Source organism: Exiguobacterium sp. s125 (assembly GCF_018618605.1).
GTDB classification, from domain to species: Bacteria; Bacillota; Bacilli; order Exiguobacteriales; family Exiguobacteriaceae; genus Exiguobacterium_A; species Exiguobacterium_A oxidotolerans.
Genome location: NZ_JACSMI010000001.1, coordinates 444314 through 457399 on the forward strand (window position 1 = coordinate 444314; position 13086 = coordinate 457399).

Consider the following 13086-nt stretch of genomic DNA (forward strand, 5'->3'; position numbering starts at 1 on the left):
TTATGGCGTTTTTAGCGAACAAATGTGTGTAGAGTGATACAATAAGAACAGAAATTCTTCCAAAGGAGCGGAGACGATGGAAAACAAACTTTTATTGATTGACGGAAACTCACTAACGTATCGTGCCTTTTTTGCCTTGCCGCCGATGACGGACGCACAAGGACGTAACACGAACGCCGCTTACGGCTTTACGATGATGTTACTTAAATTACTTGAAGAGGAGCAACCGACGCATATGTTAGTCGCGTTTGATGCTTCGAGCGAAACGTTCCGCCACGATGTGTACCAAGAATACAAGGGAAGTCGGGAAAAGACGCCGTCTGAACTACGGGAGCAGTTCCCGATTGTACGTGATATCTGTGAAGCGCTCGGTATTCAAATGATGGAGCTTCATCGTTATGAAGCAGATGATTTGATTGGAACCCTAGCGCGGACGATGCCGGCAGACCGGACACGGATCGTCACGGGTGATAAAGATTTACTTCAACTCGTCACCAATCAAGTCGAGGTATTGATCACGAAGCGCGGTATCACGGACGTTCAGTGTATGACGGAAGACTTGTTTGCCGAGACATACGGTGGACTGAAGCCGATTCAAATGATTGATTTAAAAGGGCTGATGGGTGATAAATCGGATAACATTCCCGGGATTCCTGGTATCGGCGAAAAAACAGCGATTAAATTAATTTCTGCGTATGGTTCAGTCGAAGGACTGTATGAGCATGTCGAAGACTTAAAAGGAAAACAAAAAGAGAAGGTCATCGCGAACGAAGACCTTGCCCGGTTGTCGAAAGAACTTGCGACAATCAAACTCGATGTCCCGCTCGACGTCACGTTGCCTGATTTACAAATCAGTGATGTCGACACACAAGTACCGTATTCGTTGTTCCAATCGCTCGGGTTTAAATCGTTAACGAATCGTTTTGCTCCTGTCATCAAGGAAGAGGACAAGGAACAATTGAACGTCGAGACGATTACGACACTTCCTTCAGACGTGCAGGATGCTGTCCTCGTCGTCGAGCAGTTGCGCGAAGACTATATGGAAGAAGACATCATCGGTTTTAGTATCGCGACACCGAATCAAATTTATGTCGCTTCTCGTGAATTGGTCGAGGATCCTGCTTTTCGCGAATGGATCGAGTCGGACAATCAAAAAATCTGTCTCGATGCGAAACAAGCTGCTTTTGCGTTACGGAAACATGGTTTAAAACTGCAAGCCTTCGATGACTTGTTACTCGCTGGATATTTATTGAACTTAAGCGGTGGGACGACACTAGCGTCGATTGCCGGTCATTATGCGATGATGGCGCCGAGTGAAGAAGCCGTCCTTGGAAAAGGTGCAAAGCGTAGCGTGCCGACAGACAAACTGTTGCATCCTTATTTGGCAGAAAAAGCACGGATGATTGAGCGGTTGTTCCCGAAAGTACAAGAAGAGCTCAAAGCGAACCAACAATTCGAATTGTATGAGACGCTCGAACGTCCTTTGTCAGGTGTGCTTGCTGAAATGGAGTGGACCGGCATCCGTGTTGATGTCGCGACGTTGCAAGAGATGCAACATGATCTTGCAGGACGCTTAACGGATCTTGAGGAATTGATTTATGGTCAAGCGGGTGAAGCGTTCAATATCAACTCACCGAAACAACTCGGCGTCATCCTGTTCGAAAAACTCGAACTTCCCGCCTTTAAGAAAACGAAGACGGGTTATTCGACGGCAGCAGATGTCTTAGAGAAGTTAAGACCACTCCATCCGGTCATCGATCACATCATGCTATATCGTGAACTGCAAAAACTCCAATCGACGTATGTCGAAGGGTTACAAAAAGTCATCAAAGAAGATGGGAAAATCCATACGCGGTTCGCTCAGACGATCGCCCAAACAGGACGACTCAGTTCCGTTAACCCGAACCTGCAAAATATTCCTGTCCGGATTGAAGAGGGACGTAAGATTCGTAAAGCGTTTGTTCCGAGTCAAGCCGGATGGTCACTGTACGCTGCCGACTATTCACAAATTGAGTTGCGTGTCATGGCGCATATGTCGGAAGATAAAACGCTGGTCGATGCATTCCTGCACGACGCTGACATTCATACGCAAACAGCGAGTAGTGTTTTTTCGGTCGATCCGGGTGATGTGACAGGAAACATGCGTCGCCAAGCGAAAGCTGTCAACTTCGGAATCATTTACGGTATCAGTGATTACGGACTCTCACAAAATTTGAACATCAGTCGAAAAGAAGCACAAGACTTCATCGATCGTTATTTTGAGTTGTTCCCGCAAATCAAGTTATTCATGGATGCTGCAATCGAGAAAGCACGCGCGAATGGATTCGTCGAGACATTGATGAACCGGCGTCGTAACATCCCGGACATCAATTCGAAGAACTTTAACTTACGTGGTTTTGCAGAACGGACGGCAATCAATACACCGATTCAAGGATCGGCGGCAGATATCATCAAAAAAGCGATGCTCGATGTCCATGCTGCGCTTGAAGCGTCACCACTCAAGGCGCGTTTATTGCTTCAAGTACATGATGAATTGATATTTGAAGCACCAGACGAAGAACTGGACGCTTTAAAAGCACTCGTCAAACAAGCGATGGAGCAGACGGTCGAATTGTCAGTGCCGTTACGCGTTGACGGGGATGCGGGGCATTCATGGTACGAAACGAAATAATCTGTTAGAGGAGGAGCTAGTTTGCCTGAATTACCTGAAGTCGAGACCGTCAGACGCAATCTGGAGCGGACGGTCTCTGGAAAAACGATTTCTTCTGTGAAGGTCTTCCATCCGAAGATGATTCGGGGAATGGAAGTCGCACCGTTTGTCGACGCTTTGAAGCAAGAGCGGATTGAACGGGTCGAACGGCGCGGGAAATTTCTTTTATTTGCATTTGAACAATTTTATCTCGTCAGTCATTTACGAATGGAAGGGAAGTATTTTCCGTATCCCCAAGCGATTGAAAAAGATAAGCATACTCATGTCATCTTTCGATTCACAGACGGCTCAGAGTTGCATTATAACGACGTCCGAAAGTTCGGGACGATGGAGTTGCGGGAAAAAGCGACCGTGATGCAGGTCCCACCACTTGCCCAACTCGAGCGGGAACCGTTTGATCCGACGTTCACGGCGGAAGTCTTAGCCGAAAATCTAATTCGCAAAAAACGCAGCCCAATCAAGACAGCATTGCTCGATCAATCGATCTTTTTAGGACTTGGGAACATCTATGTCGATGAGACGTTGTTCGCGGCACGGGTTCATCCGTTAACGAAAGCAGGGGCCTTGACGCTTGACGATATTTCGCGGATTCACGTCGCAGGTGTCGATGTCTTACAAAAAGCCGTCGAAAGTGGCGGCAGTACGATTCGAAGTTATGTCTCGCCATCCGGAAAAGGGGAGTTTCAACTGCAACTTGCTGTGTATGGTCAAACAGGTGTCCCGTGTCCGCGTTGCGGGACAGCGATTGAAAAAATCAAGGTTGGTGGACGTGGGACACACTTCTGCCCGAACTGTCAGCAGGTCGCGTTATGAGAATCGGTTTGACGGGAGGAATCGCGACGGGAAAGAGTACCGTCGCGACGTATCTACAAACGAATGGGATTCCGGTCATCGATGCTGATTTGATCGCGCGGGAAGTCATGGAACCGGATGGAACGGCTTATCAAGATGTGAAAGCTGCCTTTCCGGAAGCATTTGAAGAGGGGATATTAATCCGAGCCAAGCTTGGTGAAATTATTTTTCACGATAGTGAAAAACGGAATTTACTGAATGAGTTGATGCATCCGAAGATTCGACAACAGATGCTCGCCCGGGCAGACGAATTGGAACAGCAAGAAGAATCTTTAGTGGTTTTTGATATCCCGCTTTTATTAGAAGGAGATTGGAAACAGCTTGTCGATCAAGTCGTGGTCGTCTATTGTAACGCTTCTCTACAATTGGATCGCTTGATGAAACGCAATCAAATGTCACGGGAGGAAGCGCAATCACGTGTGCAATCTCAACTCGATATTGAACAGAAACGTCTCCTCGCCGACTATGTGTTGGTCAACGAAGGAACGGTCGAAGCGTTATACCGACAAATCGATCAGTGGTTAAAAACGTTACCTGTCACGCGTTGAGGTTTGGAGCGAAACAAAATTAAAGAAGCAGAAGTATCGTTTTGGGAGAAGTTGATGACTTCTCTCAACTTTTTTTTGGTTACATAATGAAATCGCTTACATTTCATGATATAGTTCTATCTGTAAACGGAGCATTATCCGTCACATTGAAGGGGGATCCGCACATGGGAGTCAAGGTGGCAGTTAACGGGTTTGGGCGTATTGGTCGAATGGTGTTCCGTCGATTAATCGCTGAGGGGAAAAGTCAGGTCGTCGCAATTAATGCAAGTTATCCACCGGAAACACTCGCGCACTTAATTAAGTACGATACGGTCCATGGAAAGTTTGAATACCCGGTCGAGATTGTCGAGGGTGGTTTGATGATTAATGAACAACTCGTGAAAATCGTCAGCGAACGTAATCCTGAGTTATTACCGTGGGGGGAACTTGAGATTGATGTCGTCGTCGAAGCAACAGGAAAGTTCAATTCGAAAGACGGCGCAAGTAAACATGTGTTGGCGGGAGCAAAAAAAGTCGTCATCACGGCACCGGCGAAAGGGGACATTCGGACAATCGTAATGGGGGTCAACGATGCGATGTACGATCATGAGAACGATCATGTCGTCTCGAATGCATCCTGTACGACGAATTGTCTTGCCCCTGTTGTTCAAGTCATCGATCGAGCATTCGGAATCGAGACGGGACTCGTCACGACGATTCATGCTTTTACGAATGATCAAAATAATATTGATAATCCACATAAGGATTTACGTCGGGCACGGGCTTGTGGATCATCAATTATTCCGACATCCACTGGTGCGGCACGTGCCATTTCGCTCGTTTTACCGCATCTCGAAGGGAAGTTGAACGGGCTTGCGCTCCGTGTTCCGACACCGAACGTGTCGCTCGTTGACCTCGTCGTCGAAGTGAGTCGTGATACGACGGTCGCAGAAGTAAATGAAGCGTTCGTGAAAGCAGCTGATGGTGCGTTAGACGGGATTCTAGGGTTGACGATGGAACCGCTCGTTTCGATTGATTTTAACGGGGAAGTCCGTTCGACGGTCGTCGATGGCCTATCGACGATGGTCATGGGTGGACGCCAAGTGAAGGTGCTTGCTTGGTACGACAATGAATGGGGATATTCATGTCGTGTCGTCGATCTCGTTCAGATGATTGGAGCACATATTGAGGCAACAACGGTTGAAAAGGAATTAGAATTAAAATAATTTATATTTTTTAAACCGCTCTATACCAACAGATAGAGCGGTTTTTTAATAAATAGGCGCTGAAATTTAAAATTTATCCTTGTGTATCTTTTTGATACTCGCTATAATTCAAATCGTGAACTTCAATCGGTCTGGCAATCGCAGCTTAAAGGGTTAGGACCTCTCTGGACTAACTTTCCCCCGTGGGTGCGAAAGACTCAGGCGCAAAGTAAGTGATCATGACTATACTTTGAAGACCATTGAATGTAGGGGGGATCCACTAATGGATACTATGGGAAGACACATTATTGCAGAACTTTGGGATTGTAATCCTGAAAAATTAAACGACATGGAGTTTGTCGAACGACTCTTCGTTGACGCAGCACTTCAAGCAGGTGCAGAGGTACGCGAAGTCGCATTCCATAAGTTTGCTCCACACGGAGTAAGCGGCGTCGTCATCATTTCTGAATCGCATTTGACGATTCATAGCTTCCCAGAACACGGATATGCATCAGTTGATGTCTTTACGTGTGGGGATCGCATCGATCCAGCAATCGCAGCGAATTATATCGCTGACGCATTAGATGCAAAAATCCGTGAAAATGTCGAAATTCCGCGTGGCATGGGACCAGTTAAAGTTCCGGCAGCTACGATTCAGCACGTTAACTGACAAAAACACGAACTACCAGCCCTCGTCTTTATGGCGAGGGCTTTTTAATATGTCTGACGTCTGTTATTCTTAATAGTAGAAGAAAACAGAAAAGGTGATGGCGGATGGGATTTAAAGAACGTTTGCAAAAACAACTTGAAACGTCTGATACGCATAAAAACGAAAAATTACGAACGCACTATTATGCTGCGACTCCCGAGATGTTGTTTACAGGTCTTGAGACTGTCGTGGCGAAGCAACACGGAACCGTTAAACGAATTGATGTTGAACGAGGAGAATTATCTTTTCAAGGAACTGGGTTAGATGGACTAGCGACAGTCATCATGGTCGGTTCTGGTAGAACAGCTGTTGATCTATTTTTGCATCGCGAAGGATTACTTGGTCCGGACCTCGAGCAATGGATTGAAACAATCTATCAAGAATTAGATGCGACATACCGATTGAAAATGATTGGAACAAAAGAATTTACGTGAACGGAGGTGCGGCATGCGTTGTCCAGCCTGTAATTATAACGGGACGAAGGTTCTCGATTCGAGACCTGTGCAAGATTTTGGCTCGATTCGGCGCCGTCGTGAATGTGAATCATGTGGTTATCGTTTTACAACATTCGAGATGATTGAACAAACACCACTCATCATCGTGAAAAAGGATGGGACCCGTGACGAATTCAATCGTGATAAAATTTTACGTGGACTCGTCCGTGCATGTGAAAAACGTCCGATTTCAATTGAGCAACTCGAAACGGTCGTCAGTCGTGTCGAAAAAGCCTTACGGGCAACGGCACAACATGAAATTCCGAGTGAACAGGTCGGCCGGCTCGTCTTGAATGAACTCGCTTCTGTTGATGAAGTGGCTTACGTCCGTTTTGCGAGTGTCTATAAACAATTCAAAGACATCAATGTCTTTTTCCAAGAGTTATCTGAACTAATGGAACGCCATCAAGAAAATGAACGTGAAAATTTAACGTAATCGAGGAGAGGTCGTCTGTAGGTCAGAACGCACCTCTCTTTTTCTCACGAAAGAAGGGACGAAACAGATGTTGGAACGTGATGTATCGGGAACGGACTTATGTTTAATCATGAGTAATGGTGTCGTCGATCGTGAAGCTTATCAATCCCTCTATTATTTATATCAGCCGATCATCGGTGTAAAAGCTCTTGGTCTGTACCAAACGTTTTGGAGTGAGATGATTCCTGGTAAAACGAAATCACAATATATCTCACATGCAGAACTAGGAACATTGTTAGGATTTTCTGTTGATGAATTTAAAGAGGAGCTTTTTAAGCTCGAAGGAATTGGATTGATTCGAACATTTGAGGCGAAACAAGCTGCCTATCGTTATGTTTATCAAATTCGCGTCCCGTTAGCACCGAATACGTTCTTGAATGATGGTGTCTTATCAAGCTTACTGTTTTATCGTGTCGGAGAAATCCGCTTTCGAGCACTTCAAAATCGTTTTCGGACGGAGCAGCTACCGAAAAATGTCGTTGACCGGACGGTTCGTTTTGATCAAGTGTTTGATGTCAAAGCAGGACTTGCTTCTGCCCATCAACCAAAATCGTATGCGAAACAAGAACGTGCCGCCTATGAATTTGATTATTCATTCGACTTAGAAGAAATGAAGCGTCAGACCGATCGTTTTCTCCCGAGAAGCTTTTATACGAAATCGATTGACCAATTGTTGCTGAAGCTAGCTTACGTCACACAGTCGAATGAAACCTTGATGGCGGAACTGTTGAATGCCCGCTTCCGGCATGAAGCGTACCTACCAATGACGGACAGTGAGAAGCAAGAGCGCTGTAAACAGATGATGTTATCGGCGAAACAAAAGCTCAGTCGTGATAAAAAAGCGAAGGTCGCTGTCCTCGAAGAAGTCGAAGTCGGTGATTTAAGTGAAAGTGAGACGATGGAAGGGACTCATCCGAAGCACTATGTCGCGAAGTTACGTAAGGTGAAGTCACTTTCTGAACGGGATGAAGAATTGATTCAGCAATTGATCATCGATTATGAAATGTCGTCGGGAATCGTCAATGCTGCCTATTATTACGCACTTGTCATGAAAAAGGACAATCGCTTCAGTAAAAACTTTTTGCTGTCGATTGTCGACGATTGGAAACAGAAAGGTTACGCGACAGCAGCAGAAGCATTAGCGAAAACAAAAGACCAAGACGAATTAATCGCAAAGAAACAGGATCAAAAGCAAGAACGGTCACGCCAAACGGTTGGCGGCAGAAGAGGGCGTCCGAGTTCGACTGGACCGAATCCGAAATGGCTACAAGAAGAAAAAGAGAAACAACAAAAATATGAAGCGACTAAAAAAGCGAGTTTTGAATCCGAAGTACCGGATGATGCAGAGATGGAACGGATTCTGCGTGAACTAAAGGGGAAGTAAAGGAGTAGTGAGATGGAACATATCCAATCATCGATTGAAAAAATCTTGAATCGTCCAGGTGTCGCAGCATCCGTGCGCGCCATTCATGAGCGAGTCCTATCGCATCCAGGTGTCATCGTCTTTTTAAGGACACATCCTGAAATTGATCAACGGACGATTGAGCGAGGGATGTTAAAGCTCAATGAATATGCCGAGCAGATGGACGGTCATCAAGTGATTGAAAAAAAAGCCGTTATCGAAGGCTATCAGCCCGTGCTGCATTTAGAAAAAGGTCAAATCATGGTCGCTTATGAAAAAACGCAAGCACTCAAAGATCGTGAAAATGAACGGGCGCTCGAGAAAAAATTCAAAAGTTTGTTTTTACCGGATGAAGTACGGGACGCGAACTTCAGTGACTTTGATTTGACGACGACGGATCGAAAACTTGCCTTGCGGGCAGCATCACAATTTTTGAATACGATTCGTTCGAAAGAGCAGGTCAAAGGACTGTATCTGCACGGGAGTTTCGGTGTCGGGAAAACGTACCTGCTCGCAGCAATCGGGAATGCGCTCAAAAAAGAGCGTGTTGCGACAATTCTTGTCCATGCGCCGGGATTTGTCTCGGAAGCGAAACGCCGAATCCGGTCTGATAGTTTTGATACGTTCCTCGAGAGTTTTCAGACGGTGCCCGTTTTATTGATTGACGACATCGGGGCGGAGTCGATCAGCCCGTGGGTCCGGGACGAACTGTTCGGGATCATCTTGCAGTACCGGATGATGCATCGCTTGCCGACATTGTTCAGTTCGAATTTATCCTATGATGAACTCGAGCTTCATTTCGGGATTACGAATGATCAAGGAGATAAATTGAAAGCGATGCGATTGATGGAACGCATCCGGACGACGACGAATCCAGTTGAATTTTTAGGTGAAAATCGCCGGCGTTATTAATTTTCCTTGTCAAAGAACTTCATTTTTCGCTATACTTAGTGCACAATCAGTATAGTGAATTGCAAAGATTGAGGATACGAAGGACGAACTGGACCAAACAAGCGAGAGAAGGATGGTGAAAGCTTCTCATGGACTCTATTCGTTTTCTTTACTCCCTCATAGCACAGACGGGGCTAATCCGTTTGCGTCTCACGCCCGTTATCGCGTGTTCGAGCCGGTACATGGAAACATGTTCGGGAACGAGGGTGGTACCACGAGATGAAGACTCGTCCCTTTTTAGAGGGATGGGTCTTTTTTTTATTTAATTTAAGGGGGAAACAGTCATGTCAACTATTGCTCTTACATTTCCAGACGGCGCGGTCAAAGAATTCGCAGCCGGTACAACTGCTGAAGAAGTCGCGGCTTCCATCAGTCCAGGACTCCGTAAAAAGGCATTTGCCGCAAAACTAGACGGTGAAGTCATCGACTACCGACGTCCGATTGAAAAAGACGGTGTCATCGAACTCGTCATGCCAGACTCAGAAGAAGGACTCGATTTGATTCGTCACTCGTCTGCGCACTTGATGGCGCAAGCGATCAAACGTCTTTTCCCGGATGAAACGATTCACCTTGGAATCGGACCGACAATTGAAAACGGCTTTTATTATGACATCGATATGGAACGTCGTTTGACAGAAGAAGATCTTCCGGTCATCGAAAAGATGATGAATAAAATTGCGGGAGAAAACTTGTCCATTGAACGGGAAGTCGTTTCGCGTGACGAAGCTTTAAACATCTATAAGGAACTGAATGACCCGCTTAAAATCGAATTGATTGAGTCGATTCCAGCCGATCAAGATTTGACACTGTATCGCCAAGGCGAGTTCTTCGACTTATGCCGTGGTCCACACGTCCCGGCGACAGCGAAGCTACAAGTCTTCAAATTGATGAGCATCGCAGGTGCTTACTGGCGTGGTGATTCAAAAAATAAAATGCTGCAACGGATTTACGGGACAGCCTGGGCAACAAAAGACCAACTGAAACAACACTTACACTTCTTGGCAGAAGCAAAAGAACGTGATCACCGGAAACTCGGAAAAGAACTTGATTTGTTCTTTACATCGCAAGACGTCGGTCAAGGGTTACCAATGTGGTTACCAAAAGGGGCGGCCATCCGTCGTACTGTCGAACGGTACATCGTCGATAAAGAGCTCGAACTGGGTTATGAACATGTCTACACACCTGTGCTCGGTTCAGTTGAGTTGTATAAGACGTCAGGTCACTGGGATCACTATCAAGATGACATGTTCCCGAAAATGGAGATGGATAATGAAGAACTCGTTCTTCGGCCGATGAACTGTCCGCACCACATGATGATTTATAAAAATGAACCACGGTCATACCGTGACTTACCACTCCGTGTCGCAGAACTTGGTGGCATGCACCGTTATGAAATGTCAGGTGCACTGACTGGGCTACAACGCGTGCGTTATATGGTCCTAAACGACGGGCATACATTCGTCCGTCCGGATCAAATGAAAGATGAGTTTAAAGCCATCGTTCACTTGATTCAAGAAGTCTACGCGGACTTCGGGATTACTGATTATAAATTCCGTCTGTCTTACCGTGACCCGGCAGATAAGGAAAAGTATTTCGACAACGATGCGATTTGGGAAATGGCGCAACGTGAGTTGAAAGAAACGATGGATGAACTTGAACTTGAGTATTTCGAAGCAGAAGGTGAAGCCGCGTTTTATGGTCCAAAACTCGATGTTCAAGTCCGGACAGCACTCGGTAAGGATGAGACACTGTCGACAGTTCAGCTCGACTTCTTGTTACCGGAGCGCTTTGAATTGACGTATAAAGGAAATGACGGACAAGATCATCGTCCGGTCGTCTTGCACCGTGGTGTCGTTTCGACAATGGAACGTTTCGTTGCGTACTTGATCGAAGAATACAAAGGGGCATTCCCGACATGGCTCGCACCGGTCCAAGTCAAATTGATTCCGGTCTCACGGGCACAGGAAGACTATGCACGTGAAATTAAAGCGATGCTCTTGAAAAAAGGGATCCGGATTGAAACGGACTTCCGCGATGAGAAGCTCGGTTACCGCATCCGTGAAGCACAGATGAACAAAATCCCGGTCATGCTCGTACTCGGGGATAAAGAAGTGGAGTCACGGGAAGTCAACATCCGTCGTTATGGCTCGAAAGATTCAAGCAATGCCTCGCTTGAGCAATTCGTTGCTGATTTAGAAGCAGAGATTGCCAACCGTTCGAAGTAATCAATAATAAGCTGAATCGGTTAGCACGACACAAGTCAGCTTTCCTGTCCGTCACGGGCACGGGAAGGCTGGCTTTTTCTTGCATCCGGGAGGAATCGCAGCTTAACCCGATGGATTTTGGAGAAATTTTCGAGTCCACCCGTTTTGTATCTACAGAGTTTTTGAGAAACGACCGATACATGGATGAGAGGGGTGGAACGGTTGAAGAAATTAATTTTAGTGTGTCTTTGTGCGATGTCGTTTACCTTCATTGCGCCGGACATCGAACGAGTCGAAAGTATGAAAACATACCGGATTACACCTCGGACAGAGCCGATTGATTCTGTTTTACGAAAGTATTCGACATATAATGAAAAAACAAAAAACTATTATACGTTGCGGTCTTATTTAGAAAAAATTGAGGCGGAAGGTGGCGGGACACTGATCTTAGCGAAAGGAACGTATCTGTCGCCGATTCGTGTGGGGGTTCCATCGAATACGACGATTCGTTTAGAAGATGGTGTCATCATTAAAAAGACATTCGATACCGGGACGACGAAAATCGCAGCAACAACAAGTGTCTTCGACCTCGTTCCACCATCCGTTTTGCGTCTGAAGACAACGGTCGGAAAATACAACGGTTCGAACCATGTGACGATTGAAGGTCAGGGCAATGCACAAATCGACTTAAGTCATCTCGCTAGAGGCGCAGCCTTTGCGATCGCCCATAACGCGAATCTTTACATCGGTGGACTGACGATTCGTAACCAAAACGGTTCACACGCGATTGAGTTAGATGCAACGAATCATGCTGTGATAGAAAATATGGCATTCATCAATGCGACGATGATTAAAAATACGGGACCCAATGAATCAATTAATTTAGATACACCTGATCCGGTAACACAAGGATTTCGATGGAAGTGGTCTGCGCAGGATCGGACACCGAATCAAAACATTGTGATTCGAAACAATACGTTCAAAAACATAAATGTCGCAGTCGGTACCCACCAATACTCGCAAGACCGTCCACATCAGAATATTCGAATTGAGTACAATACGATTGATGGTACGAAAGATCACGCGATTTCGATGATGAATTGGGAGAAGCCGATCGTTCAAATGAATACAATCCGAAACGTTCATCGAGCAGATGGAAAGGCAATCGCGATTCTCGGACGTGGTGTCGTTGGTGGAATCATCAAAGGTAATAAGATTGAAAATACAGATCGTGCGATTCAAATGCAACCACATCAAAGTAATGGATTTAAACCCGTCTATAATCGATTTACGGATGCTGAAAAGTTGAATTTTCGTAAAAATAAAATCAAACAAGTCAACGTCGGGCAAGTCGTACTCTATTCGAAATTGAATGATTTTTCAGTAGAGACATCAGAACGGTTCAATTTTGTCCCATGAAGCATATAAATTCCGGATTGAAGCGAAGTGTGACAAATGGTTGCTGCAAAAAAAGAACGGGTCATCCCATGTAAAAGTCTTCCGTCAGTAGTGTTTCTATAATTAAAAACAGCCCACTCCGGATTCAGGAGTAGGCTG

11 protein-coding genes are annotated in these 13086 nt (G+C 45.7%); all 11 read left to right on the plus strand.

The window, feature by feature from the left end; all coding sequences use genetic code 11:
- Positions 1-76: 76 nt before the first annotated feature.
- The 11 genes from polA to KNQ05_RS02180 all read left to right on the plus strand — a co-directional run bounded on the left by polA (position 77) and on the right by KNQ05_RS02180 (position 12948).
- Complete coding sequence (polA, locus tag KNQ05_RS02130) at positions 77-2671, plus strand: DNA polymerase I (protein ID WP_214804344.1); 2595 nt, start codon at positions 77-79, stop codon at positions 2669-2671.
- Positions 2672-2692: 21 nt separating this feature from the next.
- Positions 2693-3523: a DNA-formamidopyrimidine glycosylase gene (gene mutM, locus KNQ05_RS02135; RefSeq protein ID WP_214766560.1), complete on the plus strand. Its 831-nt coding sequence runs from the start codon at positions 2693-2695 to the stop codon at positions 3521-3523.
- On the plus strand, positions 3520-4110 hold the full coding sequence (gene coaE / locus KNQ05_RS02140) for a dephospho-CoA kinase (protein WP_214802076.1): 591 nt from the start codon (positions 3520-3522) through the stop codon (positions 4108-4110). The genes mutM and coaE overlap by 4 nt, the downstream gene beginning before the upstream one ends.
- Positions 4111-4274: 164 nt before the next feature.
- Positions 4275-5315 carry a glyceraldehyde-3-phosphate dehydrogenase gene (locus tag KNQ05_RS02145; RefSeq protein ID WP_214804346.1) on the plus strand — a complete coding sequence of 347 codons (1041 nt, stop codon included), beginning with the start codon at positions 4275-4277 and terminating at the stop codon, positions 5313-5315.
- A gap of 262 nt (positions 5316-5577) precedes the next feature.
- The gene (gene speD, locus KNQ05_RS02150) at positions 5578-5964 is read left to right on the plus strand and encodes an adenosylmethionine decarboxylase (protein WP_029331133.1); all 387 of its coding nucleotides are present in this window, start codon (positions 5578-5580) and stop codon (positions 5962-5964) included.
- A 104-nt stretch (positions 5965-6068) separates the two neighbouring features.
- Positions 6069-6437 (plus strand): hypothetical protein, encoded by a 369-nt coding sequence (locus KNQ05_RS02155; RefSeq protein ID WP_088837597.1) that lies wholly within the window; start codon positions 6069-6071, stop codon positions 6435-6437.
- Positions 6438-6450: 13 nt separating this feature from the next.
- Entirely contained in the window at positions 6451-6933 is a 483-nt protein-coding gene (gene nrdR / locus KNQ05_RS02160; RefSeq protein WP_088837596.1) for a transcriptional regulator NrdR, read from the plus strand.
- Between the two features lie 67 nt (positions 6934-7000).
- Positions 7001-8356, plus strand: coding sequence for a replication initiation and membrane attachment family protein (locus KNQ05_RS02165; RefSeq protein WP_088837595.1), 1356 nt, complete (start codon positions 7001-7003; stop codon positions 8354-8356).
- 12 nt (positions 8357-8368) lie between these two features.
- Positions 8369-9286 (plus strand): primosomal protein DnaI, encoded by a 918-nt coding sequence (gene dnaI / locus KNQ05_RS02170; protein ID WP_214766556.1) that lies wholly within the window; start codon positions 8369-8371, stop codon positions 9284-9286.
- A gap of 323 nt (positions 9287-9609) precedes the next feature.
- On the plus strand, positions 9610-11550 hold the full coding sequence (thrS, locus tag KNQ05_RS02175) for a threonine--tRNA ligase (protein WP_088837593.1): 1941 nt from the start codon (positions 9610-9612) through the stop codon (positions 11548-11550).
- Between the two features lie 201 nt (positions 11551-11751).
- On the plus strand, positions 11752-12948 hold the full coding sequence (locus KNQ05_RS02180; protein ID WP_251132450.1) for a glycoside hydrolase family protein: 1197 nt from the start codon (positions 11752-11754) through the stop codon (positions 12946-12948).
- The last annotated feature ends 138 nt before the right edge of the window (positions 12949-13086 follow it).